Annotated in this window: 23 protein-coding genes; 17 read left to right on the top strand and 6 right to left on the bottom strand. The window is 35.5% G+C overall.

Translation table 11 applies throughout. The features are described from left to right. Nucleotides 1-577: 577 nt before the first annotated feature. Complete coding sequence (hemB, locus tag GQ593_RS08180; protein ID WP_160431597.1) at nt 578-1,588, bottom strand: porphobilinogen synthase; 1,011 nt, start codon at nt 1,586-1,588, stop codon at nt 578-580. 186 nt (nt 1,589-1,774) lie between these two features. Between hemB and rpsU the strand changes: the two genes are divergently transcribed. The 13 genes from rpsU (at nt 1,775) to ribD (ending at nt 17,344) form a co-directional block, all read left to right on the top strand. Beyond that, nucleotides 1,775-1,990 carry a 30S ribosomal protein S21 gene (rpsU, locus tag GQ593_RS08175; RefSeq protein ID WP_024495180.1) on the top strand — a complete coding sequence of 72 codons (216 nt, stop codon included), beginning with the start codon at nt 1,775-1,777 and terminating at the stop codon, nt 1,988-1,990. 145 nt (nt 1,991-2,135) lie between these two features. Then, complete coding sequence (gene dnaG / locus GQ593_RS08170) at nt 2,136-3,917, top strand: DNA primase (RefSeq protein ID WP_160431596.1); 1,782 nt, start codon at nt 2,136-2,138, stop codon at nt 3,915-3,917. Nucleotides 3,918-3,998: 81 nt separating this feature from the next. Continuing rightward, nucleotides 3,999-5,840, top strand: coding sequence for an RNA polymerase sigma factor RpoD (rpoD, locus tag GQ593_RS08165; RefSeq protein ID WP_160431595.1), 1,842 nt, complete (start codon nt 3,999-4,001; stop codon nt 5,838-5,840). Nucleotides 5,841-5,904: 64 nt separating this feature from the next. After that, the gene (locus GQ593_RS08160) at nt 5,905-6,876 is read left to right on the top strand and encodes a bile acid:sodium symporter family protein (protein ID WP_160431594.1); all 972 of its coding nucleotides are present in this window, start codon (nt 5,905-5,907) and stop codon (nt 6,874-6,876) included. A 68-nt stretch (nt 6,877-6,944) separates the two neighbouring features. Further along, complete coding sequence (pitA, locus tag GQ593_RS08155) at nt 6,945-8,459, top strand: inorganic phosphate transporter PitA (RefSeq protein ID WP_160431593.1); 1,515 nt, start codon at nt 6,945-6,947, stop codon at nt 8,457-8,459. Nucleotides 8,460-8,524: 65 nt separating this feature from the next. Then, entirely contained in the window at nt 8,525-8,977 is a 453-nt protein-coding gene (gene uspA / locus GQ593_RS08150) for a universal stress protein UspA (RefSeq protein ID WP_160431592.1), read from the top strand. Nucleotides 8,978-9,160: 183 nt separating this feature from the next. Continuing rightward, nucleotides 9,161-9,916 (top strand): SDR family NAD(P)-dependent oxidoreductase, encoded by a 756-nt coding sequence (locus tag GQ593_RS08145; RefSeq protein ID WP_160431591.1) that lies wholly within the window; start codon nt 9,161-9,163, stop codon nt 9,914-9,916. Between the two features lie 139 nt (nt 9,917-10,055). Next, complete coding sequence (locus tag GQ593_RS08140) at nt 10,056-10,385, top strand: hypothetical protein (RefSeq protein WP_160431590.1); 330 nt, start codon at nt 10,056-10,058, stop codon at nt 10,383-10,385. Nucleotides 10,386-10,738: 353 nt separating this feature from the next. After that, nucleotides 10,739-13,195, top strand: a complete 2,457-nt coding sequence (gene thrA / locus GQ593_RS08135) for a bifunctional aspartate kinase/homoserine dehydrogenase I (protein ID WP_160431589.1) — start codon at nt 10,739-10,741, stop codon at nt 13,193-13,195. Further along, nucleotides 13,196-14,134, top strand: coding sequence for a homoserine kinase (gene thrB / locus GQ593_RS08130; RefSeq protein WP_160431588.1), 939 nt, complete (start codon nt 13,196-13,198; stop codon nt 14,132-14,134). It begins immediately after the preceding gene. A 113-nt stretch (nt 14,135-14,247) separates the two neighbouring features. After that, on the top strand, nt 14,248-15,537 hold the full coding sequence (thrC, locus tag GQ593_RS08125; protein WP_160431587.1) for a threonine synthase: 1,290 nt from the start codon (nt 14,248-14,250) through the stop codon (nt 15,535-15,537). A 230-nt stretch (nt 15,538-15,767) separates the two neighbouring features. Continuing rightward, nucleotides 15,768-16,220, top strand: coding sequence for a transcriptional regulator NrdR (gene nrdR, locus GQ593_RS08120; RefSeq protein ID WP_160431586.1), 453 nt, complete (start codon nt 15,768-15,770; stop codon nt 16,218-16,220). A gap of 14 nt (nt 16,221-16,234) precedes the next feature. Continuing rightward, the gene (gene ribD, locus GQ593_RS08115) at nt 16,235-17,344 is read left to right on the top strand and encodes a bifunctional diaminohydroxyphosphoribosylaminopyrimidine deaminase/5-amino-6-(5-phosphoribosylamino)uracil reductase RibD (RefSeq protein WP_160431601.1); all 1,110 of its coding nucleotides are present in this window, start codon (nt 16,235-16,237) and stop codon (nt 17,342-17,344) included. Between the two features lie 419 nt (nt 17,345-17,763). Here ribD and GQ593_RS08110 read toward each other — a convergent pair whose 3' ends face one another. Genes GQ593_RS08110 through GQ593_RS08095 form a run of 4 tightly spaced genes read right to left on the bottom strand, consistent with a single transcriptional unit; the run spans nt 17,764 to nt 21,475 of the window. Continuing rightward, nucleotides 17,764-18,201, bottom strand: a complete 438-nt coding sequence (locus tag GQ593_RS08110) for a PTS sugar transporter subunit IIA (protein WP_160431585.1) — start codon at nt 18,199-18,201, stop codon at nt 17,764-17,766. 57 nt (nt 18,202-18,258) lie between these two features. Then, on the bottom strand, nt 18,259-19,677 hold the full coding sequence (locus tag GQ593_RS08105) for a PTS fructose transporter subunit IIC (RefSeq protein WP_160431584.1): 1,419 nt from the start codon (nt 19,675-19,677) through the stop codon (nt 18,259-18,261). A gap of 11 nt (nt 19,678-19,688) precedes the next feature. Then, nucleotides 19,689-20,609 carry a 1-phosphofructokinase gene (locus GQ593_RS08100; RefSeq protein ID WP_160431600.1) on the bottom strand — a complete coding sequence of 307 codons (921 nt, stop codon included), beginning with the start codon at nt 20,607-20,609 and terminating at the stop codon, nt 19,689-19,691. An 11-nt stretch (nt 20,610-20,620) separates the two neighbouring features. Continuing rightward, the gene (locus GQ593_RS08095) at nt 20,621-21,475 is read right to left on the bottom strand and encodes a tagatose bisphosphate family class II aldolase (RefSeq protein WP_160431583.1); all 855 of its coding nucleotides are present in this window, start codon (nt 21,473-21,475) and stop codon (nt 20,621-20,623) included. Between the two features lie 348 nt (nt 21,476-21,823). Here GQ593_RS08095 and GQ593_RS08090 point away from each other — a divergent pair, with 348 nt between their 5' ends. Continuing rightward, nucleotides 21,824-22,651: a DeoR/GlpR family DNA-binding transcription regulator gene (locus tag GQ593_RS08090; protein ID WP_160431582.1), complete on the top strand. Its 828-nt coding sequence runs from the start codon at nt 21,824-21,826 to the stop codon at nt 22,649-22,651. A gap of 1 nt (nt 22,652) precedes the next feature. Then, on the top strand, nt 22,653-23,621 hold the full coding sequence (locus tag GQ593_RS08085) for a sugar kinase (RefSeq protein ID WP_160431581.1): 969 nt from the start codon (nt 22,653-22,655) through the stop codon (nt 23,619-23,621). 245 nt (nt 23,622-23,866) lie between these two features. Here GQ593_RS08085 and hemW read toward each other — a convergent pair whose 3' ends face one another. Next, complete coding sequence (gene hemW, locus GQ593_RS08080) at nt 23,867-24,994, bottom strand: radical SAM family heme chaperone HemW (RefSeq protein ID WP_160431580.1); 1,128 nt, start codon at nt 24,992-24,994, stop codon at nt 23,867-23,869. 197 nt (nt 24,995-25,191) lie between these two features. On the opposite strand from hemW, the gene GQ593_RS08075 reads away from it, so the two are divergent. After that, complete coding sequence (locus tag GQ593_RS08075) at nt 25,192-26,064, top strand: D-hexose-6-phosphate mutarotase (RefSeq protein ID WP_160431579.1); 873 nt, start codon at nt 25,192-25,194, stop codon at nt 26,062-26,064. Nucleotides 26,065-26,246: 182 nt separating this feature from the next. Then, entirely contained in the window at nt 26,247-26,531 is a 285-nt protein-coding gene (gene rplY / locus GQ593_RS08070) for a 50S ribosomal protein L25 (protein WP_065637261.1), read from the top strand. The last annotated feature ends 134 nt before the right edge of the window (nt 26,532-26,665 follow it).

Raw genomic sequence — 26,665 nt, 5'->3', positions numbered from 1 at the left:
ATCGAGTTATGGTTGTTTTTTGCAGAATTATTATAACTCACATCATGCCGTCTAAAAAATAATCACGAAAGATCAACACGCCCTATTAACCAAGGATAAGTAATAACTTATTTTTTATAATCGATGTCCAAGCTAAGAATAAAGTTGTCTTGTTATTAAATAGTATGATTGATAATGTGCTTCGATATGTTAGATATTTTGTAGGAAAAGTCGCGTTGTTTACACTTCATGATTAAAATAATCCTCTAGAAACTCATAAGGCATTATCCCTGAAATCGCTTTATATGGTTTAACTGTATTATAAAATTAATAAATCGATTAAGTTTTTGTTGCTTATCTTTTGAATCTTTAAATATTTGCTGATTATGCCATATTTCCATATTAAAGCTCGTATCATTCTTTCCGATTTCCCCTTCGTTTGCGGGCAGGCAGGTTTTGTAACTTTTTGATTGATATAATGGTTATTACACGTTTTAACAAATAGGTGCTCGCCTGTGCCTTGATTTTCACGTCCGTTATCGGAATAAATACGCCATCCAAATATGGAGAGCGTAATTATTATTTATTTGAATAAATATTATTTTTGTTGATGTAGCCATTCAGCAACTTGTTTGGCAAAATAAGTTAATACACCATCGGCACCAGCGCGTTTAAAGCAAAGCAAAGACTCCATTACCGCTGATTTTTCATCTAACCACCCATTTTCAATTGCTGCTGTTAACATGGCATACTCGCCAGAAACTTGATAGGCAAAAGTTGGCACAGCAAAGGTTTCTTTGACTCTTTGCACGATATCAAGGTAAGGCATACCTGGTTTAACCATGACCATATCCGCACCTTCGCTTAAATCTTGATAAATTTCTTGTAATGCTTCATCACTGTTAGCTGGATCGAGTTGGTAGGTTTTTTTATTGCCTCCTTTAATATTTTTAGCAGAGCCAACAGCATCGCGGAAAGGACCGTAAAAGCTTGATGCATATTTGGCTGAATAAGCCATAATTTGGGTGTTAAAAAAGCCGTGTTTTTCTAGTTCATTACGTATTGCACCGATTCGTCCATCCATCATATCGCTTGGTGCAATAATATCTACCCCTGCATCTGCTTGCATTAAAGCTTGTTTGACTAGTGTTTCAACAGAGATATCATTTTGCACATATCCTTGTTCGTCAATAATACCATCTTGCCCATGGGTAGTATAAGGGTCAAGTGCGACATCAGTGAGTATACCTAGCTCTGGAAATTCTTTTTTTAATGCGCGAACAGCTTTCGGTACTAAACCATTTTCGTTATATGCCTCTTGTGCAAGTAGCGATTTTTTTGCAGGTTCAATAGCAGGAAATAATGAAAGAACAGGGATCCCTAATTTAGCAACTTGTTCTGCTTCGTTTAGTAATATATCAATACTCATTCGGTTTACATTTGGCATTGAGGTAATAGGTTCAGTAACATTATTTCCGTCAATAATAAAAACTGGATAAATGAGGTCATTGACCGTCAAGCTATGTTCTGCAACCATTCGACGACTAAAGTCATGGGCACGATTACGACGTAAGCGGCGAGTTGGATATTGACCAGTAAATGATGGCATGAAAAACTCCTGTTTATTCTTAATAAGATTTGATTTATTATCCGATGCTATATGTTGTTTAGCAAATTAATTTGCGCTCTTACAATAATACTAATTTTTACTTTACAACATGTATTGATTAGAGGTAAAATTGCGCACTAAATTTTAGTCCCTTGTGATATTAAACAAATTTGAGGTGAGAGGCACATGCCAGTAATTAAAGTACGTGAAAATGAACCTTTCGATGTAGCATTACGTCGTTTCAAACGTTCTTGTGAAAAAGCAGGAATTTTAGCTGAAGTTCGTAACCGTGAATTTTACGAAAAACCAACGACTATTCGTAAACGAGCTAAAGCGGCAGCTGTTAAACGCCATGCTAAAAAATTAGAAAGAGAAAACGCTCGTCGCACTCGTCTATATTAATTATTTTTAAGATTATTTATACTGAAAAATTGAATTGATATTAAAATCAATTTGTTATCTTTTTAATATAAAGAATTCTAACAAGCCGTATTTTTGATACGGCTTGTTGTCTTTCTATAACACCTAAATTGGTTGAAAATTTATCATGAAAGGTCTTATCCCCCGCGATTTCATTTTAGATCTCATTGCTCGAACTAGCATTCTTGATGTGATTAGTAAGCGCGTTAAAATGAAAAAAAAGGGGAATAACTATTTTGGTTGCTGCCCTTTCCATGATGAAAAAACAGCCTCTTTTTCGCTTAATGAGAAAAAGCAGATCTATTACTGTTTTGGATGTGGTGCATCGGGATCAGTTGTTAATTTTTTAATGCAATATGAACGGTTGTCTTTTCCTGAAGCTATCGAAGAATTGGCTAGTATGCAGGGCATTCGAGTACCTTATATTGATAGTGATAACAATCAAATAGATCAATCCAAACATATTGAATCTCGAAATGTACGCCGTGATTTGTATACCTTGATGGCTAAAGTTACGGATTTCTACCAGCAGCAATTAGCATTGCCAACATCTATCGATGCACAAAAATATCTTGAGAATCGAGGGCTTAATGCTGAAATTATCGCTAGGTATAAAATTGGTTTTGCCCCTAATGATTGGCGGTTAACTTCACAAAACATCGTTAAAACGAAAGCTGAAGCAAAGCTTTATGAACAAGCAGGCATGCTTGTAACCAATGATAGTGGTAATCGATATGACCGCTTTCGGGCACGAATTATGTTTCCTATCCGTGATAGGCAAGGAAACGTGATAGCATTTGGTGGACGAACTATCATTAATGACTCTGCAAAATATATTAATTCACCGGAAACCCCAATTTTCCATAAAGGTTTTCAGCTTTATGGACTTTATGAAACACAAGAAGTTAATCGTAATCCTCAACAGCTTATTGTGGTTGAAGGTTATATGGATGTGGTTTCGCTTGCTCAATATGGTATTGATTATGCAGTTGCTGCTTTAGGCACGGCAACGTCAGAAGAACATATTAAGTTATTATTTAGAGCAACAGATTCGGTAATATTTTGTTATGACGGCGATAACGCTGGGCGAAGTGCCGCTTGGCGAGCTCTTAATGTGTTATTGCCTTGCTTAATTGATGGTAAGAAAATTACCTTTGCTTTTTTACCTCAAGATGAAGATCCGGATAGTTTTGTTCGTAAAGTTGGTAAAGCGGGTTTTGAAAAATATTTAAATGAAGCCTCAAATTTATCAAAGTTTTTATTTGATGAACTTTTGAAACAGGTTGATTTAAAAACTGCTGAAGGAAAAGCAAAACTGAGCTCGCTAGCATTACCGCTACTTGATCAAATTAAGGCAAAAGCTTTCAGATTAAATTTATTACAAAAACTTGGCAATTATTTAGGTTTGCTTGATGTCTCTCATCTAGAGCAATTAATGAATGATAATCGATCTAAAGGTGATGAAAAGGCGAAAGAAAAAGCCCCTGTATCGCAAATGAAATTAACCACTATGCGTGTTTTAATTGGATTATTACTTCAATATCCTAATCTTGCTGAGCAAGTTTCTGATATTAATGTGATTCGCCAAGTTAAAATGGCAGGTATAGACATCTTCATTGAATTACTTGAATTATGTCAACGTTATCCCAATATAACCACAGCACAAATATTAACAGAGTGTATAGATAGACCGTTTTATAAACAATTAAATCGTTTATCAACCTGGGAGTGTCATTATCAAGATGATGAAATAGATTCAACTTTTTCACATACTTTAAAAGAGTTGTATGATAACATACTCGCCCAAAGGCAAGATGAACTAATCGCAAAAGAGAGAGTCTCCGGTTTAAGTACCGTAGAGAAAAAAGAATTGGCGACTTTAATACTTGTTTTATCAAAAAAAGACTAAATATATAGGGTACATGTAGATTTCAGATATTATTCTACATATATAATATAGATGACCAAATAACTAAAGTGGATACCTTTTATGGAGCAAAATTCTCAATCACAGCTAAAACTCCTAATCATTCGAGGTAAGGAGCTAGGATACCTGACCTATGCTGATGTCAACGATCACTTGCCTGAAGAGATTATTGATTCAGATCAGATTGAAGATATTATCCAAATGATTAATGATATGGGGATTCAAGTTCTTGAAGAAGCCCCAGATTCTGATGAGTTATTACTTTCAGATAATGTCCCTGATGAAGAGGCCGTTGAAGCAGCAACAGCATTAGTGTTATCTAATGTTGAGTCAGAAATTGGTAGAACAACTGATCCCGTTCGTATGTATATGCGTGAAATGGGGGCAGTTGAACTGTTAACGCGTGAAGGCGAAATCGATATTGCTAAGCGTATTGAAGATGGTATTAATCAGGTTCAAACTTCAGTATCGGAATATCCAGAAGCCATTACTTATCTTTTAGAGCAATATAATTTAATCGAAAGTGGACAAGTTCGCTTATCTGATTTGATTACAGGTTTTGTTGATCCGAATGCTGAAGAAATCGCGGAAGAACTACCTGAAGATTTAGAAGTTAGTGAAACTGAAATTGAAATTGATGATAGCGATGATGATAATGAGGACGAAGAAAGCGATGCTTCAACTGACGATGATGTTTCTATCGATCCTGAAGTGGCAAAAGCTAAATTTGCTGAATTAAAAGAGCAACATGATAAAACTTCAGAGGCTATTAAAACATATGGTCGTGCTCATAAAAAAGCGCAAAAAGAAATTGAAAATCTATCAGAAATATTCAAACAATTTCGTTTAGTTGCTAAGCAGTTTGATATTCTTGTTAATAATATGAGAAGCATGATGGAGCGCGTTAGAACTCATGAACGTGCCATTATGAAGATCTGTGTGGAACAATGCAAAATGCCGAAAAAGCAGTTTATGACGCATTTTACTGGTAATGAAAATAACATGAACTGGTATCAAAAGGCATTAACTGCTAAAAGTGCATTTGCTGTAAGTTTGAAAGAATTTGAAGAGCCTATTCAAGTTCAGATCAATCTATTACAGCAAATTGAAACAGAAACTAATCTTTCTATTGAGCAAATTAAAGATATTAATCGACGCATGTCTATTGGTGAAGCTAAAGCTCGTCGTGCTAAGAAAGAAATGGTTGAAGCTAACTTACGCCTTGTTATCTCTATTGCGAAGAAATATACTAACCGTGGATTACAATTCTTAGATCTTATCCAAGAAGGTAATATAGGTTTGATGAAAGCGGTTGATAAGTTTGAATATCGCCGGGGTTATAAATTTTCAACCTATGCAACTTGGTGGATAAGGCAAGCTATTACTCGTTCTATTGCCGATCAAGCAAGAACAATCCGTATTCCAGTGCATATGATTGAAACAATCAATAAACTAAACCGTATTTCACGTCAGATGTTACAAGAGATTGGTCGTGAACCAACGCCTGAAGAGTTGTCAGAGCGCATGCAAATGCCAGAAGACAAAATTCGTAAGGTGCTGAAGATTGCTAAAGAACCTATTTCAATGGAAACACCTGTTGGAGATGATGAAGATTCCCATTTAGGTGACTTTATTGAAGATACCGCTCTTGAGCAACCGTTAGATGCAGCTACGTCTGAAAGCTTGCGTAGTGCAACGCGTGATATCTTATCTGGTTTAACGCCAAGGGAAGCCAAAGTGTTACGTATGCGATTTGGTATTGATATGAATACAGATCATACGCTAGAAGAGGTCGGTAAACAATTTGATGTCACACGTGAACGTATTCGTCAAATTGAAGCTAAAGCCTTGCGTAAGTTACGCCATCCAAGTCGATCCGATGTGCTTCGTAGTTTCTTAGAATAAATTTTATTTTCTATTTAGATCGCCACAATTGTGGCGATTTTTTTAACTAATTAAGCTAAAAGCTATGAATATACTCCAACGTTTTAAACTTGATCCATTCTTATTAACGCTAATTTGCGTTGTTATTACAGCAAGTTTTTTCCCATGTGAGGGGCAAACCAAAGTTTTTTTTGAAAACCTCACAACCTTTGCTATTGGCTTACTCTTTTTTATGCATGGCGCCAAGCTCTCTTTTCAAGCAATTGTCATTGGTATAAAAAATTGGCGATTGCATTTAGTTATTTTTATGACTACTTTTGTTATCTTCCCGATCCTTGGGGTGATGATGCAAGTTTTAGTTCCCACTTTCTTATCACAAAATCTTTATTTGGGTTTTGTTTATCTTTGTGTATTACCGGCAACCGTTCAATCTGCTATCGCGTTTACCTCAATAGCAAAAGGCAATGTGGCTGCTGCAATTTGTAGTGCTTCAGCATCAACTTTATTGGGAGTATTTATTTCCCCTGTTTTAGTGAGTTTATTGATGCATACTCAAGCTTCAAATTCTATGAATATGCTAGATGCTATCACTTCTATCATGTTAAAACTTATGTTACCATTTGTACTTGGTCACTTATCAAGACGCTTTATTGGCAAATGGGTAGATAAATATAAAAGTGCCATTTCTAAAACCGATCGATTCTCTATTCTATTAGTTGTATATGTAGCCTTTAGTGATGCCGTTGCTAATGGCATTTGGTCTCAAATTAGCTTGTTATCACTTCTAGCAATTATCTTTTATTCAATAGTGTTGTTAACTATTGTTTTATTTATAACAACTTATGGTGCAAGACTACTGGGTTTTAATAAAGAAGATGAAATCACTATTGTGTTTTGTGGTTCCAAAAAAAGCTTAGCCAGTGGTATTCCTATGGCAAGTATTATCTTTCCTATGTCGATAATAGGAATAATGATTTTACCCTTAATGATTTTTCATCAAGTTCAATTAATGATTTGCGCTATTTTAGCTGCGCATTATGCAAAACGAAAAATTTAAAAATTGTTTTGCTCATTACACTATTCTCAAGGATAATAGGCGCGCTATTAACAACAGAGAGATATGTTATGTTACATCTATTTGCTGAATTAGAATTTTCGACCATTATGCTATTGGTTTTGGCGCTGTTTTTTGTTCTCTTTTATGAAGCAATTAATGGATTTCATGACACAGCTAATGCTGTTGCAACAGTTATTTATACAAGAGCCTTAAAAGAACAACTTGCTGTTTTTATGGCTGGTATGTTTAACTTTTTTGGGGTTTTGCTTGGTGGTCTTAGTGTGGCTTATGCCATAGTTCATCTACTACCTACAGATTTATTACTTAATGTAAGTTCATCACATGGGCTTGCTATGGTCTTTTCTATTTTATTTGCAGCTATTATTTGGAATCTTGGAACATGGTATCTTGGTATTCCAGCGTCAAGCTCACATACCCTAATTGGTTCAATTATTGGTGTGGCACTTACTAATGCATTTATTATGGATACATCAATAATAGATGCCCTTAATATTCCTAAGATGATTCATATCTTTTTATCATTAATTGTTTCCCCTGTTGTTGGTCTTGTGGTTGCTGGCTTGATGATCTTTTTACTGCGGAAATATTGGACTCGTAAAAGTCAAAGTAAAAAAAGTAGTAAAAAACGAGAACGTATTTTCATGACACCAGAACAACGTGAAAAGCTCTATGGCAAAAAAAAGCCTCCTTTTTGGATCCGCATTATGCTTATAATTTCAGCTGCTGGTGTGAGTTTTTCGCATGGTGCTAATGATGGTCAAAAAGGTATCGGCTTATTGATGTTAGTATTAATGGGCATTGCGCCAGCTGGCTTTATTGTTAACATGAGTGCCTCTACCTATGATATTGCAAATACGCGCAATGCGATTCACAATATTCAAGAGTACTTTGTTACTCATAACAATGATTTAAATACGATAATTGGTACTCAACCTGCGTTAGACACCAGTATTCCAGAAGGCGATTTGAATAAATATCATTGTGATTATTCTCGGTCATTTATCACATTAGATATTGCTAATCATTTATTTAACAAAATAAATGATTACGACTCACTGACTGTTGAACAACGATCTCAAACTAGACGTATATTGTTATGTCTATCTGATACAGTATCTCATGTTGCTAAACAACCGAATGTATCATCAGAAGATAAACAATATCTTAAATCTTTAAAAAATGATTTACTTAAGACGGTAGAGTATGCCCCAATTTGGATTATTGTTGCGGTTGCCTCAGCATTAGCAGTAGGGACGATGATTGGTTGGCGTCGTGTGGCTATTACTATCGGTGAAAAGATTGGCAAAAAAGGCATGACTTACGCACAAGGTGTATCGGCACAAATCACAACAGCTTTATCAATAGGGATTGCAAGTTACACTGGCATGCCAGTATCAACAACTCAAGTTCTTTCTTCATCGGTTGCGGGGACGATGATTGTTGATGGTGGGGGGGTGCAAAGTAAAACCATTAAAAGTATTGCATTAACATGGATTTTAACACTTCCAATTTCGATTTTGTTATCTGGATCACTTTTTTGGCTTGCTCAAAAATTGATTTAGTAGTAAAAGTAGAGTACTGATTTTCAATTTACTTGAGCGTTAAAAATAGGAAGGAGTAAAGTATCATGGCTTATAAACATATATTAGTCGCTGTAGATTTATCACCTGAAAGTGAAGTTCTAGTCGAAAAAGCTGTTTCAATGGCTAGGCCATATAATGCTCAAATATCATTGATTCATGTTGGTATTAACTATTCAGATCTTTACACGGGGTTAGTTGATATCAATATGAATGATATGAAAGATCGTATCACTGAAGATGCACATCTTGCATTAAATAAATTAGCGGATGATGCAGGCTATCCTATTGCCCATACTCTTTCAGGCAATGGGGAATTTGACCAAGTATTAATTGAAGCTATTCACGAATATAACATTGATCTGGTGGTGTGTGGGCATCATCAGGATTTCTGGAGTAAATTAATGTCTTCTGCTCGTCAACTTATCAATAATACCCATATTGATACTTTGATTGTTCCATTAAAAGATGAAGAGCCAATGGAAGAACCCGTTAAATGAAGTGTTAAATATCAACCCGCTTAATTAGCGGGTTTTTTATTAGTAATTTCATAAATAAATTTGTAAAAAACTTTCAGAAAAGTATGTGTTTCAGTCTATTTTTATTTACTACTTTCTTGTTTGTGCCTATTAAATTTATGGAAATATACTAAAATTATTATATAGTCAATAAGGGGATTTAATATGAATATCGCTTTAGTTACTGGTGCATCTTCTGGATTTGGGCAAGCTATTTGTCGTAAGCTAATTGCAGATGGCTATAAAGTGGTCGGTGTCGCTAGGCGTGCAGAAAAATTACAAAAGCTAGCCGATGAATTGGGAAGAAACTTTATTTTTTTAACTTTGGATGTCACAAAAAAAGATGCAGTAGAGTCAATATTGTTGCAGCTACCTACAGAATTCCAACCTGTCGATATTTTAATTAACAATGCTGGATTAGCTTTGGGGTTAGAGCCTGCTTATCAAGCGGATTATAATGATTGGGAAACAATGATCCAAACTAACATAATTGGATTAATCCACTTGACCCATCAGCTTTTGCCTAGTATGGTTGAGCGCAATTTTGGTTATATCATTAACCTTGGTTCTGTAGCTGGTACTTATGCTTACAAAGGGGGAAATGTATACGGTGCGTCTAAAGCATTTGTTAAACAATTTAGTGCTAATTTGCGTACCGATCTTTTAGGAACAAACATTAGAGTGACTAATATCGAACCTGGATTATGTGGAGGTACTGAATTTTCTAATGTTAGATTTCATGGAAATAATGAACAAGCAGCTGCCGTATACAAGGGTATTGATTATATAACCCCAGACGATATTGCCAATACTGTCTCATGGCTAGTTAATACACCAACACATTTTAATGTCAATTCACTTGAGATCATGCCTGTTGCACAAGCTCAAGCTGGATTAGCGGTTTACAAAGAAAATGAATAATCAAATGGCATCGGGATTAAATTATAAATACCGATATTCTTTAATTTTAAAAAATAGATATGAAAAACAAAATAGACTTGCACTTCTTTCTTTGGATTGCTATTCTTTTCCCTTGTAATTTCGATTGAGGTTAATGGTAATGACATTTACTGAAGTGATTAAAACATTTTCAACAAGCTTACCTGGCACAGATAGCTATGTGAAACTGCGCAATGCTATGCGGACATTGATTCAAAAAGATTCAAAAAATGCAGCGGTTTATTTTTTGATCTTTGGATTTGCGCGTACTTATGTCATGCTATATGAAGATCAGGAAATATCGCCAACGTTTGCAGAAGACAATCAAAATTTAATGTTATCGTACCTCAATATTCTTGATGAAGCGTTAAAAAAACAAGATACTGAAAGTATCTACCAAGCCTTGAATAAAGTTGTTAATGAGTACGAAAACAGCAAAAAAGTTTTTTAAAATTACAGCCTGACATGAAAATGTCGGGCTGTTTTGTTTTTAGAGTTTAAAGTATTAATTGAGTTAGGAAAGTGATGAAAATGATAACGACTATTTCAAACATTATTGGCACCTTAGGCACTATTATTCAATATAGGGCGGGTTGATTTTTCCTTAAAAAATATAAAAACCCGCCAAAAAAGGCGGGTTTTTAGTTTATATAAAAAGTATGTTCAAAAAGAATAAAAATAAATAAAAGATAAAATTTTAACATTTTGATATTTATAGTAATGTTCTTTAAATTGCTGGTTTTTTGGCAAAAGGTATTTTGGGTTTTAATGGGCATAAATTAGAAAAATAAGTAAAGGTGTGATATGAAAGTTTTAAAATTTGGAGGAACGTCTGTCGCTAACGCAGAACGTTTTTTACGCGTTGCAGAGATTATTGAAAATAATGCTAAGCAAGAGCAAAACGCAGCCGTTTTATCAGCACCGGCTAAAATTACCAATCATTTAGTTGCAATGGTAGAAAAAACGGTTGCAGGGCAAGATATACAAAATAATATCTATGATGCTGAAAAAATCTTTGCTGATTTATTAGAAGGCATTGCAAAAGCACAATCTAATTTTGCTTATGAACAGATGAAGCGTTTTGTGCTTGATGAATTAAATAATATTAAGCAATTGCTTGAGGGGATTGGTTTATTAGGTCAATGCCCTGATAGCATTAATGCATCAATTATCTGCCGTGGTGAAAAACTTTCTATTGCCATTATGGAAGAACTACTAAAGGCTAAGGGGCATTTAGTTACAGTAATCAATCCAGTCGCTATGTTAGTTGCCGAAGGTAGCTATTTAGAATCGACGGTCGATATTGCAGAGTCTTCACACCGAATTAGTGAAATGCGTATCCCACAAGATCATATTATTTTAATGCCTGGCTTTACAGCAGGTAATGAGAAAGGCGAGTTAGTTGTTCTTGGGCGTAACGGTTCAGACTATTCAGCTTCGGTACTAGCGGCATGCTTACGCGCTAATAGCTGTGAAATATGGACAGATGTTGATGGTGTTTATACTTGTGATCCCCGTATTGTTCCAGATGCTAAACTGCTTACAACGATGTCTTATCAAGAAGCCATGGAGCTTTCATATTTTGGTGCAAAAGTACTTCATCCTAGAACTATTTTACCTATTGCACAGTTTCAGATCCCTTGTTTAATTAAAAATACGAATAACCCTGATGCACCAGGAACACTTATTGGTGCTAATGTGGTTGATTCAACAACACCTGTAAAAGGTATCACTAATTTAAATAACATGGCAATGATCAATGTCTCAGGTCCTGGATTAAAAGGCATGGTTGGCATGTCGGCCCGAGTTTTTTCTGCAATGTCTTATGCAGGTATTTCAGTTGTACTTATTACACAATCATCATCCGAATACAGTATTAGCTTTTGTGTACCTCAAACTGAACTGTATCGCGCTGAAGAAGCATTAAGTGATGAGTTTTTTTTAGAGTTAAAAGATGGGTTACTTGAACCAATTGAGATAATCGAAAAACAGGCAATTATCTCTGTTGTCGGTGATGGTATGCGGACATTGCGAGGCTTATCGGCTAACTTTTTTACAGCGCTTGCTAGAGCCAATATTAATATCGTCGCGATTGCACAAGGTTCATCTGAAAGATCTATTTCAGTTGTGGTTGATAATGATGTTGCCGTGATGGGCGTACGTGTTGCACATCAGATGTTATTTGGTACTGATAAAATGCTTGATGTGTTTGTGATTGGTGTTGGTGGTGTTGGAGGCGCATTAATTGATCAAATCGGACGCCAACAGAAATGGCTAAAAAATAAACAAGTTGATTTGCATGTTTGTGGGCTATTTAATTCTAAACATAGCGTGCTTAATCGCGATGGTATTGATCTTACTAATTGGCGAGAGCAAATCAAACACAGTGAAAATGACTACACATTAGATAGTATTATTGAGTTTTCAAAAAATAATCGGTTACTCAATCCAATTTTAGTGGACTGCACTTCTAGTAGTGAAGTATCTGATAAATATGCAGACTTTTTAGCCAATGGTTTTCATGTTGTCACGCCAAATAAAAAAGCAAATACAAGTTCAATGGCTTATTATTTACGTTTACGTCAAGAAGCCGAAAAAAGTAAACGTAAATTTCAGTACGACACCAATGTTGGAGCTGGCTTACCCGTTATTGAAAATTTACAAAATCTACTTAATGCTGGGGATGAGCTAATTAAATTCTCTGGCATATTATCAGGTTCGCTCTCTTTTATTTTTGGAAAACTTGATGAGGGAATGTCATTGTCTGAAGCTACTAAATTGGCAAAAGAAAAAGGCTTTACTGAACCTGATCCTCGTGATGATTTATCGGGTACAGATGTCGCTAGAAAGCTATTAATTTTAGCTCGAGAAGCAGGATTACAATTAGAGCTTGATCAAATCGAAGTTGAATCAGTTTTACCTGATCAATATGCACAAGGTAGTATTGATGAGTTTATGGCTAAATTACCGCAATTAGATTTAGAGTTTAAAGCAAAATCAGAACAAGCGGCAAAAGAAGGCAAAGTATTACGTTATGTTGGTAGCATAGAAAACAATCAATGCAGTGTTAGAATTGAAGCTGTTGATAGTGAAGATCCGCTTTATAAAGTCAAAAATGGCGAAAATGCCTTAGCATTTTATACACGTTATTATCAACCAATTCCTTTGGTCTTACGTGGTTATGGGGCAGGGAATGATGTCACAGCAGCAGGAGTTTTTGCTGATATTTTACGGACAACATCAGGCAAAATTGGAGGTTAAATGAATCATAAATCTTTAACTGTTTATGCTCCAGCATCAATGGCCAATATTAGTGTTGGCTTTGATATATTAGGTGCAGCAATTAGCCCTATTAGTGGTGCGATGCTGGGGGACTGTATTACCGTTGAATCTGCGAAGGAATTTTCTCTTACTAGCAAAGGACAATTTGTTAAAAAACTACCACGCGATCCCAAATATAATATTGTATTTCAATGTTGGCAACGCTTCTGCCAAGCAATGGGTAGAACGTTACCGGTTAGTATGACGCTTGAAAAAAATATGCCAATTGGCTCGGGACTAGGATCAAGTGCTTGCTCTGTGGTTGGGGCGTTTGTTGCCTTAAATGAGTTTTTTGATAAACCATTTAATGAGTTTGAAATGCTTTCAATGATGGGGGAACTTGAAGGGCGGATTTCCGGTAGTGTGCATTATGATAATGTGGCGCCCTGCTATTTGGGCGGAATGCAACTTATCCTTGATGAAATGGGCATCATTAGTGAATCGATACCTCATTTTGAAGATTGGTACTGGGTTATGGCATATCCAGGCATTAAGGTTTCAACCGCTGATGCGCGCGCAATATTACCTGCCCAGTATCAAAAAGCTGATTGTGTAGCGCATGGGCGCTATGTTGGCGGGTTCTTGCATGCTTGTTATACCAAGCAATCTAAGCTAGCTGCGACAATGCTTTTTGATAATATTGCTGAGCCGTATCGCAAACAGCTATTGCCTCACTTTGATGAAACACAAAAACGGGTTAAACAACTTGGTGCGTTGGCATCGGGTATTTCTGGTTCTGGTCCAACAATATTTGTGATTGCCGATAAACTTGAAACTGCTCAGCAAATTGAATTACTGCTTAAACATTGTTATTTACAAAATGATGAAGGTTTTACCCATATTTGTAAAATAGATAGCCAAGGTGCAAGAGTGATCTAAGTTTATTGATTATAAAAAATTGGATTAAACCTAAGAAGACGCCAACTTTTCACTAATTAAGTTGACATCAGAAAGAGCACAAAATTAAAGCATAAAGATAACTGGAATATATTATGAAATTGTATAACTTAAAAGATCATTACCAGCAAGTTAGTTTTGCTGATGCGGTACAACAAGGATTAGGAAAAGGGCAAGGTTTATTCTTCCCTCAAGAGCTACCTAAGTTTTCTATAAACGAAATTGAATCATTATTAAAACTCGATTTTGTCACTCGTAGTGCTAAAATCTTATCCGCTTTTATTGGCGATGAGATCAGCTTTGATGATATGCACAGGCTTGTTAAAAATGCGTTCCAATTTCCTGCACCTGTAAAATCAGTAGAAGCAGATATTGGCTCCCTAGAACTCTATCACGGACCAACGCTCGCATTTAAAGATTTTGGTGGACGTTTTATGGCGCAAGCATTAGTGCAAGTTGCTGCAGATAAAAAAATTACTATTTTAACCGCTACATCTGGTGATACTGGAGCTGCTGTCGCCCATGCATTTTATCATTTACCTAATATTCGGGTCGTAATTTTATATCCTGAGGGAAAAATTAGCCCATTACAAGAAAAACTTTTTTGTACACTTGGTGATAACATCCATACAATTGCGATTCAAAGCGACTTTGACGCTTGCCAAGCATTAGTTAAAAAGGCATTTGATGATGAAGAATTAAAAATTAACATTGGTTTGAATTCTGCTAATTCTATCAATATTAGTCGATTACTAGCACAAATTTGTTATTACTTTGAAGCTTACGCACAACTAACGCCTAAGCAACGTGAACAACTTGTGATTTCAGTACCAAGCGGTAATTTTGGTGATTTGACTGCTGGTTTACTAGCAAAAACAATGGGCTTACCAATTAAACGGTTTATTGCTGCAACAAATGCGAATGATACCGTACCAAGATATTTAGAAACTGGGAAATGGGAACCTCACGCAACAGTTGCAACGCTATCTAATGCAATGGATGTTAGCCAACCTAATAATTGGCCTCGAATTGAGGAAATTTATAAAAGAGCAGGTTGGGCACTTAAATCACTTGGTCATGCTGCTGTGTCTGATGAAGTTGCTAAACAGACCGTTCGCGAACTTAATGAAAAAAATTATTTGTCAGAGCCCCATGGTGCAATTGCCTACCGTGCATTACGTGATCAACTGCAAGATGGTGAATATGGTCTATTCTTAGGTACGGCCCATCCAGCTAAATTTAAAGAAGTAGTTGAAGATATTCTTGGCAAGTCAATTCCACTACCAAAAGCGCTAGCGGAACGAGCAGATATGACATTACTTTCCCATAATATGCCTGATGATTTTGCCAAATTACGTGATTTTTTAATTAACTTAGATTGGTAAATATTGTGCCGTTGCCCAATAGGCGACGGCATTTTTTACTTAATGATAGTGCTCCATATTTGTTTATTTCATTGAATAGCCAATTTTATCCTCACTGTCATCATCTTTATGTTCAACGCTTAAATTTACTTATACTAGCCGATCTAAAGATAGAAGATACTAATCAACCTTGTTTAAATTAAAATTTTCAGCTATTGTAAGCTTAATTATGTCATTATAAGGATATTGTTATGTACTGTCCGTTTTGTAATGCAGATGATACAAAGGTGATTGATTCACGTCTTGTCGGTGAAGGATATCAAGTTCGCCGCCGCCGCCAGTGTGTCGAGTGCAATGAACGTTTTACCACATTTGAAATTGCTGAATTAATTATGCCTAATGTCATTAAAAGCAATAAAGTTCGTGAACCATTTAATGAGGATAAATTACGTAATGGCATCCAAAGGGCACTTGAAAAACGCCCAGTGAGTTTTGATGCTATTGAAGATGCCATTACACGTATAAAATCTAAAATTAGAGCAACTGGTGAACGTGAAGTTCCAGCAAAATTAATTGGTAACTATGTGATTGAAGAACTCAAAAACTTAGATAAAATTGCTTATATTCGTTTTGCTTCGGTCTATTTTAGTTTTGATGATATCGAACAATTTAGTAATGAAATTGCCAAGTTACAACAGAAATAATACCCCAGATGACGATGATAAACGACAATGATTATTTTTATATGCAACAAGCGATTGAGCTAGCTAAGCTTGGTCGTTTTACCACATCACCTAATCCTAATGTTGGTTGTGTGATTGTGAAAGACAATCAAATCATTGGTAAAGGCTATCATCAAAAAGCAGGGCTCCCACATGCCGAAGTTTATGCACTACAAATGGCGGGGAATAATGCTAAAGATGCAACAGCATACGTAACACTAGAACCCTGTAGCCATTTTGGTCGAACGCCACCTTGTGCTGATGCTTTAATCAAATCGCAAATTAAGCGTGTTGTTATTGCCATGCAAGATCCTAATCCAAATGTTTCGGGCAATGGTATAAAACGATTGCGTGATGCGGGAATTGAGGTGGTTGTTGGGGTATTAGATAGGCAGGCTGAAACTCTCAATCAAGGCTTTTTAAAACGAATGCGAACTGGATTGCCATATGTACAACTTAAACTTGCTACTTCTCTTGATGGTAAAGTGGCAATGGCATCGGGTGAAAGCAAGTGGATCACATCAAGCACGGCAAGGCAAGATGTACAAAAATTTAGGGCACAGGCAAGTTGTATTTTAAGTACCCGTATGACGGTACAAACCGATAATGCGAGTTTAACAGTGAGACATGCCGAATTACCTGATAACATAAAACAGGTTTATTGCGCCGAAAAAATTCGGCAGCCCATTCGGGTCATTATTGATGGCCAAAATAAATTAACCGGTGATGAGAATCTTTTTAAGCAATTAGGCGAAATATGGGTAGTGCGGAAGCAAGCTATTTCCATCAATAAGCCTAACAGCCAATTAATAGTTGAATCCTCACCAAACAATAATATTGATTTAGTGCATTTAATGACAATTTTAGCTCAAAAAGGTATTAATTCTGTCTGGGTTGAAGCGGGTGCTCAGCTAGCTGGTGCTCTAATAGAACAAAACTTAGTTGATGAATTGATTATCTATTACGCGCCTAAATTACTTGGTCATAATGCAAAAGATATGTGCATATTGCCTAACTTACAGAATCTGTCAATGGCGCCAAATTTTCGATTTGAATCGGTTGTTATGGTGGGCGAAGATCTGCGGGTTATTTTAAAACGGATATAATTCTATTAACAAAAAAATCACCAATTAAACGATATAGTCAAAAGCTAAAATGGGATTCATTATAAAACTACAAATCTAGGTTTTGATTTTAAATTAGGACGTCTGTTTGTTTTTAACTGATACCTTGAATCGTAGCTAGATATTTAAACATCATATCAAGAAGATGATAAACGTTATTATTCTAACATCAATGAACAATTTATTGTCTTTAGTCTTAGCTTTGAAAAGAATTTAGTATTATTGGAAATAGATAATAATAAGAGCATTATCGATAATAGGTTCAAATATTTCGAATCTTAAAAATAATTTTATAGTTAATTCAAAGATTAAGCTTAACAGTTGATATCAACTAGTATTAAATAACATAAAAAAATCAATCCCATGAATGAGAATACAATCTCATCATGGGATGATTGATATTAACCACCTTGTAATATTTTTAATAAATCTTCAGTGGTATTAATTGCTTTAATACGCTCAAGCGTATCTTCCGCAATTACAGCACGCGTTAATTGCCGTAAAATATCTAGATGTTCATTGCTTTTTGCTGCTATACCAATGATAACATAAGCAATATTGTTATCTTCATCCCAATAAATTCCTTCAGGATAATAATTTATTTTTAGCCCTGTTTTAATGACACTATCACGTTTGTCTGTAGTACCATGCGGAATGGCGATGCCATTACCTAAAAAGGTTGAGATTTGCGCATCGCGGTCAAACATAGCTTGGGTATAATCATCTTTAACTAAACCAGCTTTGATCATCGCTTCTGATATTGACTGAATGGCTGCTTGCTTAGAGTGAGCTCCGCTTATGATTGAAATATCATTAGTTGTCAGTTTTAAATGACTCATTTTTCGTCCTTATTAATTTTGATATACCGAAAAGCTATCGATATATCAATTAGTTAATTATATTTTGTTTTTAATTGTTAATTGTCGATTTTGATGAATACGAACTAAACCTAATAATATGGCACCAATAAGTGCTCCTGCGAAAATGCAACCCACCCAGAGAAAAGGTTTATTTACCAATGGCAGTACCAAAAAACCACCATGAGGCGCAGGGACTTGAATTTGGCTTAAAAAAGTCAATACAGAAGCAATGGCCGATGAGAGCATCATGATTGGGATCACGTGTAATGGATCTTTTGCGGCAAAAGGAATAGCGCCTTCGGTAATATGTGTTGAACCTAAGACATAGTTTACCATTCCAGCTGCACGTTCTTCTTCAGTAAATGCTTTGTCGCGGAAAATAGTCGTTGAAAAGGCAATCACAAAAGGTGGCACAATACACGCAGCAGAAACTCCAGCCATAAAGTAAAAATTACCTTCACCTAGTAGCATGGTGCCAGTCACATAGGCTGCTTTATTGACAGGACCTCCAAAGTCAAAAGAGCACATAGCGCCAATTACTATACCAAGTAAAATAGGGTTAGCGGATTGCAATGACTCAAGGAATGATTTCATGGCATTGTTAATTGTTGCAATCGGCCCGCCTAGTAAATACATGCCTGCACCGATCACAAATACGCCGATTAATGGCATGATAAAAATAGACTTTAGTCCTTCAAATGAACGGGGCAAACAGTCTAACCACTTTTTGACATAAAGCATCAAGTAGCCTGCAGCAAAACCAGCAATAATGCCGCCTAAAAAACCAGCTCCGGTAATATTGGCAATCAATCCGCCAACAAAACCAGCAACCATTCCAGGTCTTCCTCCAATAGAGTAAGCGACAAAACCGGTAAAGATTGGCACCATAATACCAAATGCTTGCCCGCCTATTTTCATCAATAATGCAGCAAATTCATTGTATTGTGCATTGGTTTCATCTGCTGAATAGATCCCCCATAAAAATGAGAGTGCAATTAATACTCCACCAGCAACAACAAAAGGCAACATGTTAGAGACACCACTCATAAGGTGTTTATAAATCTGTCGACCAATAGATTCTTTTACCTCTATTGGGTTAGATGATGAAACTGAATTTTTGGTGTCGTTTTTATCGCCTTTGCGGATAGGAACCTTACCTGAAGTGATTTGTTCAATTAGTGCAGCTGCTTTATGAATACCATCTTTGACAGGGACTTCAATAACTGGCAATCCATCAAAACGGTTTGGATTGACATCTTTGTCTGCTGCTATAATAACACCTATTGCATTTGCAAGATCCATATCGGTAATGGCATTATCAACCCCTCCTGCACCATTGGTTTCTACTTTTATTGCAACGCCTGCTTTTTCAGCAGCCGCTTTCAAGGCTTCTTCTGCCATATAGGTATGGGCAATGCCCGTTGGGCAGCCTGTTACAGCTAATATTTTTTTCATAATAATTTCCCTTACTTTATTTGGGTAACTTCAAGCTGATCCATATAAATATTGATTTTATCTAATAACCCTAATCCATCTGATTCGGCCACGTTAGCACCAGTTGCAGCCGCTTTTTTCATTGATTTTTCAACGTTTTGTTGCTCAGGTAACCATTCACTAACAAAAGCCGCCAGTGAAGCATCACCAGCACAAGCAGAGCTGATTAATTTGATTGCTATAGCATTGCAATACCAAATATGCACTCCATTAGAAAAGTAGAGTCCCTTAGCCCCCATGGTTAATAAAATGTTTTGTGCACCTTGCGCATGTAGCGTTTCTAGTGTGGTGATGATTTGTGATGTAGTTCTTGTTTCAAAACCAAAAATCTCTTTTACTTCATCATCATTGGGTTTAATTAATAGTGGTTTATAGGTAAGTAACTCACTTAATTTTGGATGGCTAATATCAAGAATAACTTGAATATTTTTTTTGTTACATAAATTTAAGATAGTGTCATAATATTCAGGCTCAATATTATTTGGCAAACTACCACTGATAACTAAATAACTATTGTTGGTTAATGATTCAATAATAGTGAGCATCTCTATTTTTTTATCGTTCGGTACAAATGGACCTTTACCTACCAATTTATATTCATTTTGTCCATCATTAATAAAAACATTAATACGTGTAATATCATCAATAAAACAGGGTTTTGTCTCAATCTGCATTTTAGTTAGTTCATCAGCAATATATTTACCTGAAAACCCACCAAAAAAGCCTAGTGCACAAGTTGGTTTAGCAAATTTATGTAAGACAATTGAAACATTGATTGCTTTACCATTGGGACTATATTTCGTGTGTAATGTGCGATTGACGCTATTAGGGTTAAGCCCCTGACAATGAATATTCATATCGATTGCCGTGTTAAGTGTTAATGTATAGATCATCATCTCGGCCTCTATAATTTGCCTGCACATCCACATGTCGCAATAATTTTTTTGACAACATCTTTCATAGCTGCTTTTGCAGGTTTCATATAGTGGCGAGGATCATTAGCATCAGGATGTTCAATAAGATACTGTTTTAGGGCATCTGAAAATGCAATTTTTAATTCGGTTGCGACATTGACTTTACAAATGCCACGTCGAATACACTCACGGACATCCTTTTCTGGCACGCCAGATGCGCCATGTAATACAAGGGGGATATCAACCATTGAACGGATTTCTGATAAGCGTTCAAAATCTAGTTTTGGTTCTGATTTATAAAGACCATGTGCGGTACCAATGGCGATAGCAAGAGAGTCAATTCCTGTTTTTTCAATAAATTCTACTGCTTGCTTAGGGTTGGTATATAAAGCATCTTTTGTATCAACAACGAGATCATCCTCAACACCACCAAGACGCCCTAATTCAGCTTCTACACTGACATCATAACGATGCGCATAATCCACTACCCGCTTAACAATCGCAATATTTTCTTCAAATGGACAATGTGAACCATCAATCATTACCGAGCGAATGCCTGCGTTGATTTTATAAGCTATATCATCGAATTGTTCATGATGATCTAAATGGACTGCTAATGGAATGTTATGTTTTTTCGATAACTCATCAGCAATGGCTATAATATTTTCTGTTCCGGCATAACTATATGTCCCAGGTGTGCCAGCTAAAATGACAGGGGACTGCAATTCGGCGACAGTTTCGACAACAACCTGCATGGTTTCTAAATTATGGATGTTAAAGGCAGGTACGGCATAGTGTTCTGTTTGCGCTTTTTTTAACATATTGTGGCTTGAAATAATAGACATATGACTTTCCCTTGATAATTTGGTTTCTATTGATATTGCGCTGATAACTTTCTTTTTGAAATGTATCATTGGTGAATATACTTTCAAAACGAAAGTTAAGCTAGTATTAATCACGTGAGATAGATCACAAAATTCAACTTTACTTTCGAGACGAAATAAAAATCATTTATAAATTTTTGTTTTGATAGTTAATATGTATATAGGCAATGTTGCAGAATAAAGAATGTGTTAAGCATTATTAATAGGATTTATAAGGTATAAACATTGAACCTGTTTGATGTTGACCAAGTATTGGATTAATTCTATTATCACGGCTCTTCATTTTTATCTACAGCATGGGAAATAAAATTGGCTAGAGCATCTTCAGCCCTATTAAAGCGACGATTGCAAATTGCAGGAATAGTTCGTCAGCAAGGCGAAGTTAAAGTTGATGAGTTATCAGAATTGCTTCAAGTCTCAAATGTGACTATTCGTCAAGATTTAACTTATTTAGAGCAGCAAGGATATTTAAAGCGATCCTTTGGTGGAGCGATTTATATTGCCCCAGAGGGTGTGTTTAATCAGGCTAGTACCATTACCCCAAGTTATGCACAAAGTGTTAGTGATAGTCGTGATATTGAATTAGTCAAAATCTGTTTAAGTTATATTAATGATGGTGATACGTTGTTTTTAAGTCATGGTAATTTAATAAGGAAATTGATTCCGTTTTTACATGGCAAAAAATCATTAATACTTATTATGAATGATATTAGTAACGCACAATTAGCAAAAGAATTTACCGATGCTGAAGTAATTGTTGTTGGCGGCGTGTTACTTGATGACAATCTTTTGCAAGATAACAAGATGATTAATTTTGTCTTGAATCAATTTTCAGTCACGCATTTTATTATTGAATTAAGTGCAATTAATGCTGATAATCAATTGATTATTGAAAATTTAGAACAAGTTAAAACTTATCAACAAATAATGAGAAAATCGGCACATACTATCGGCATTTTGCCACAACGCATCGCCCATAATGATAACAATAGCATTGGGATATTAGCTGATATTGATATGGTGGTTTTGTCACGACCGGCTGTAACTGAATATCATCAACAATTATTAGATACTCATTTTGATCAGCTTATTTCCAATAAATATTGTGTGACTTATCAAAACATATTGGAGACATAATATGTATTTTAAAATCTGCACGATAGGTGAGCTGTTGGTTGAGTTTTTAGCGAAAACACAAAATCAGCGTTTCGATCAAACCGGCGAGTTTATCGGTCCTTTTGTTAGTGGTGCTCCAGCAATATTTGCAGATCAAGTTGCAAAATTAGGTTTTCCCGTTGTCTTTTTTAGTTGTGTTGGAAAAGATGCCTTTGGCAAAATGTGCATAAGTCGCCTAAAAAATGATGGTGTGATTATTGATGGCATTACCTCACATCATAAAGCCAATACAGGCAGTGCGTTTGTCACTTATAAAGATTCTAATGAAAGAGATTTCATATTTAATATTCCAAATAGTGCATGTGGTTTACTGTCGTTTAATCATATTAATGAAAACTTATTAAAAGATTGTACCCATTTACATGTAATGGGTTCATCGCTTTATTCATTTCGAGTGATTGATGCCATGCGTAAAGCATTAGATATTATCAAAAGTAAAGGTGGTACAATTTCATTTGATCCTAACTTACGCAAAGAGATGTTTGATATACCCGAAATGGAACAATCTTTTGATTATATTATGGAATATACCGATATCTTTTTACCCAGTGAAAATGAAGTCAGCTATTTCGCTGAACATAATGGTGAAACAGAACAACAAACTATGTCTACTTTGCTCAAAAAAGGAATTAAGCATATAGTGGTAAAAGGGGGCAATAAAGGCGCTAATTACTATGGACTTAATGAACAAGGTAATTTAAAGACGTTGCATATTGACGGATGTACAGTCAACTCGGTAGATCCAACCGGAGCGGGTGACTGTTTTGGTGCGACATTTGTCAGTTTAATGTTAGCGGGTTATTCGGTCGAAAAAGCATTGCAATATGCAAATGCCAGTGGTGCACTTGCTGTATCTAAAAAAGGCCCAATGGAAGGAACATCTACCTTAGTTGAACTTGAGCAATTTCTTTTGCATGTTTCTAGCAAGTAATAATTTAACGCAATAAGGTTATTCAATTTATAGGCAAAAAAAATCCCAATAACAAAGTTATTGGGAAAACATAAGGAATAGGAAAACAATGAAATAAATGCATTGTCGGGATACATTATGCACTTTTTTTAAAAAAAAGTATGTAAAGATAACAGAATGATTGATTAAATAGTTCGTATCTATCATGTTAAATAAATGTAAAGAATTGTTTATTTTAAATAATTCAATATATATCAGTTAATTAACTATAAAAATAGCTCTAATAATGAATTCAAAAATAACTTTCCATGATCGGTTATTTGCCAGTTTTGTTTTTCTTCAATTAAATAATTTTTTTCAATGGCGGTTGCTATTTGTTTCTCTACTATTTGTAAAGGTAAATAAGTCCGTTGTTCAAATTCGTGTTTAGGTGTTGGTTCAAAAAGCCTAAAACGATTCATAAAAAATTCAAAGGGTAGATCTTCTTTTGGTACCGTATAATATTTATCCAAATAACGTCCTTCTAAATAACCTTTTGGATGACGTGTCTTTATGGTGCGAATAACTTTGCCATCAGGTTGTGTTAATTTACCATGAGCACCACATCCAATGCCTAAATAGTCTCCAAATCGCCAATAATTTAAATTATGTTGGCATTGTAAATCCTCTTTAGCATAAGCCGAGGTTTCATATTGCAGGTAACCATGTTTTGTTAATAATTGATGACCTTGTTGATAAATTTCCCAAAGTTTATCGTCATCTGGCAAAACGGGAGGCTTTGATCCAAATAGTGTATTGGGTTCAATAGTCAATTGATACCAAGACAAATGAGGTGGTGCGATAGCAATGGCTTGTTCTAAGTCATATATGGCATCATCAATACTTTGATTTGGCAAGCCATGCATTAAATCTAAATTAAAACTTCTTAAATTTAATGTTTGGGCTAGTTTTCCTGCTGTGATTGCTTCTTTGGGATCATGTATCCGCCCTAATTTAACCAGCTTATCGGCTTGAAAACTTTGCACACCGATTGATATGCGATTTATACCTGCTTGCTGATAGCCATTGAATCTTTCTATATCTACAGAATTAGGATTGGCTTCAATGGTGATTTCTGCATTCTTATTTATGGGGATAATCTTATTTATATTCAATAATAATTTATCAATTAATTCAGCAGAAAACAGGCTTGGTGTCCCTCCGCCAATAAAAATTGAATTAATTGAACGGTTTGAACAAAAAACAGCATCATGCTGTAAATCTTTAATCAAATGCTCTATATAAGCTGCATAATCTGGCGTTTTTTTTACGGTATGTGAATTAAAATCACAATAAGGACATTTTTGTACGCACCATGGCATATGAATATACAAACTCATTGGGATTTTATACATAAACGTAGTCTTTCCTGAAACTTTTTAACAAAAATAACCCGTGTGTTACCTTATTTTTTATAGCGTGCTATTTTACTCCAATTTATTAAAAAAAGCTTTTGGCATCTATAGTGTTTTCATTATTAAGTTAAAAAGCGTACAATCATCGATAAATTTTGATATTAATGGTTGATTAAATTTATTATTTAGGAGTAAGTATGAGTATGTATAAAGCAATTTTAGATAGTAGCTTATCAGGCGTATCACTAAGCTCATCGGTTAAGCAATCGACTTATGGTGAACTCCCTATTGTGGTTATTAACCATAAAACTTGCAAGGCAGCGGTTACATTACAAGGTGCTCATTTGTTATTTTGGCAGCCTGCTACTGAACAAACCCCCGTTGTTTGGCTAAGCGACAAAACAAATTTTAAACAAGGGGTGGCTATTCGAGGTGGAGTACCTGTTTGCTGGCCATGGTTTGGTCAGTTAGGAAATCCTTCTCATGGTTTTGCGCGTATTGTTGAATGGCAATTAGATTCTTGTAAAGAGGATGACAATGGTGTTGATCTCATTTTGTCACTCACGAATAATCAGCAGACAGAACCTTATTGTCGCCAACCTTTTACTGTGTCATTAAATCTTCATTTAGGTAAAACTTGTGAAGTTACTTTAAGCTGTTTTGCTGACTTTGATGTAACTAGTGCGCTACATACTTATTTTGGTATTGATAATATTGACCATGTTGTTGTCAAAGGTTTAGGTGAAACTTATCAAGAACGACTTGCTGTTGAAAACAAACCGGTGACAGTAGGTCAATTGACTTTTAATCAAGAAGTCGATCGTATTTATACTGATGCGAGTAAACAACTAACGATAACTGATGGTATCCGAACAATTCGATTAACCAACACTAATGTCAGTGATGTAGTTACTTGGAATCCATGGATAAATAAAGCTAAAGCAATGGCGGATTTTGGTGATGACGAATATAAATCAATGGTTTGTGTTGAAGCTGGTTGTATTACAAAACCATTGAAATCATCTCCCAATAAGAAATCAACTTATGGTTTTCTTATAGAAGTGAACTAATCGTTCATATTTTATACCACATACGCAATCAATGTTTTACTCAATTTGTAATATGATTAATTGATTGCGTTTACAGGGATAACACTTTATAATCCACACCACTTTTTAAAGTGCTAGTTTGATAGTCAACTACTGGGTCGCCTGTAATTGGCTTTTATTTTAAATCATTAAGAGAAATAAATATGTTTACATTTAAAGCTGAAGTTAGAAAAGAGCATGGTAAGGGTGCGAGCCGCCGCCTGCGTCACGCTGGTCAATTCCCAGCCATTATTTATGGTGGAACTGAACCTGCAATCTCTGTTGTGCTTGATCACAACCAAATCTTTAATATGCAAGAAAAACCAGAATTTTATTCTGAAGTGTTAACTATCGAGGTTGACGGCAAAGCAGTTAAAGTAAAAGTACAAGCAGTACAACGCCATGCATTTAAACCAAAATTAGTTCATATGGATTTTGTACGCGTATAATTTATATATTGGAATATTATCCAATTATTTGTTTTAAAAAAAGGTCACCACAGTGGTGACCTTTTTGTTTTAGGGCAAATGTAGGCTAATGCCTATTGTTATGATTTAGCCTGTACACTAACCATCCAACATAA

The sequence above is a fragment of the Gilliamella sp. Pas-s25 genome, from assembly GCF_009795885.1.
Taxonomy (GTDB): Bacteria; Pseudomonadota; Gammaproteobacteria; order Enterobacterales; family Orbaceae; genus Gilliamella.
The sequence above is the reverse complement of the archived record's forward strand: the minus strand, read 5'-3'. Positions and strand labels throughout refer to the sequence as shown.

Coding starts and splice junctions, on each gene's coding strand:
- uspA (WP_160431592.1), top strand. CDS start 8,525: ATGGCTTATAAACATATATTAGTCGCTGTAGATTTATCACCTGAAAGT.
- ribD (WP_160431601.1), top strand. CDS start 16,235: ATGATAAACGACAATGATTATTTTTATATGCAACAAGCGATTGAGCTA.
- dnaG (WP_160431596.1), top strand. CDS start 2,136: ATGAAAGGTCTTATCCCCCGCGATTTCATTTTAGATCTCATTGCTCGA.
- nrdR (WP_160431586.1), top strand. CDS start 15,768: ATGTACTGTCCGTTTTGTAATGCAGATGATACAAAGGTGATTGATTCA.
- GQ593_RS08160 (WP_160431594.1), top strand. CDS start 5,905: ATGAATATACTCCAACGTTTTAAACTTGATCCATTCTTATTAACGCTA.
- hemB (WP_160431597.1), bottom strand. CDS start 1,588: ATGCCATCATTTACTGGTCAATATCCAACTCGCCGCTTACGTCGTAAT.
- GQ593_RS08095 (WP_160431583.1), bottom strand. CDS start 21,475: ATGTCTATTATTTCAAGCCACAATATGTTAAAAAAAGCGCAAACAGAA.
- rpoD (WP_160431595.1), top strand. CDS start 3,999: ATGGAGCAAAATTCTCAATCACAGCTAAAACTCCTAATCATTCGAGGT.
- GQ593_RS08075 (WP_160431579.1), top strand. CDS start 25,192: ATGAGTATGTATAAAGCAATTTTAGATAGTAGCTTATCAGGCGTATCA.
- thrA (WP_160431589.1), top strand. CDS start 10,739: ATGAAAGTTTTAAAATTTGGAGGAACGTCTGTCGCTAACGCAGAACGT.
- GQ593_RS08110 (WP_160431585.1), bottom strand. CDS start 18,201: ATGAGTCATTTAAAACTGACAACTAATGATATTTCAATCATAAGCGGA.
- pitA (WP_160431593.1), top strand. CDS start 6,945: ATGTTACATCTATTTGCTGAATTAGAATTTTCGACCATTATGCTATTG.
- thrC (WP_160431587.1), top strand. CDS start 14,248: ATGAAATTGTATAACTTAAAAGATCATTACCAGCAAGTTAGTTTTGCT.
- GQ593_RS08145 (WP_160431591.1), top strand. CDS start 9,161: ATGAATATCGCTTTAGTTACTGGTGCATCTTCTGGATTTGGGCAAGCT.
- GQ593_RS08100 (WP_160431600.1), bottom strand. CDS start 20,609: ATGATCTATACATTAACACTTAACACGGCAATCGATATGAATATTCAT.
- rpsU (WP_024495180.1), top strand. CDS start 1,775: ATGCCAGTAATTAAAGTACGTGAAAATGAACCTTTCGATGTAGCATTA.
- GQ593_RS08140 (WP_160431590.1), top strand. CDS start 10,056: ATGACATTTACTGAAGTGATTAAAACATTTTCAACAAGCTTACCTGGC.
- rplY (WP_065637261.1), top strand. CDS start 26,247: ATGTTTACATTTAAAGCTGAAGTTAGAAAAGAGCATGGTAAGGGTGCG.
- GQ593_RS08105 (WP_160431584.1), bottom strand. CDS start 19,677: ATGAAAAAAATATTAGCTGTAACAGGCTGCCCAACGGGCATTGCCCAT.
- GQ593_RS08085 (WP_160431581.1), top strand. CDS start 22,653: ATGTATTTTAAAATCTGCACGATAGGTGAGCTGTTGGTTGAGTTTTTA.
- hemW (WP_160431580.1), bottom strand. CDS start 24,994: ATGTATAAAATCCCAATGAGTTTGTATATTCATATGCCATGGTGCGTA.
- thrB (WP_160431588.1), top strand. CDS start 13,196: ATGAATCATAAATCTTTAACTGTTTATGCTCCAGCATCAATGGCCAAT.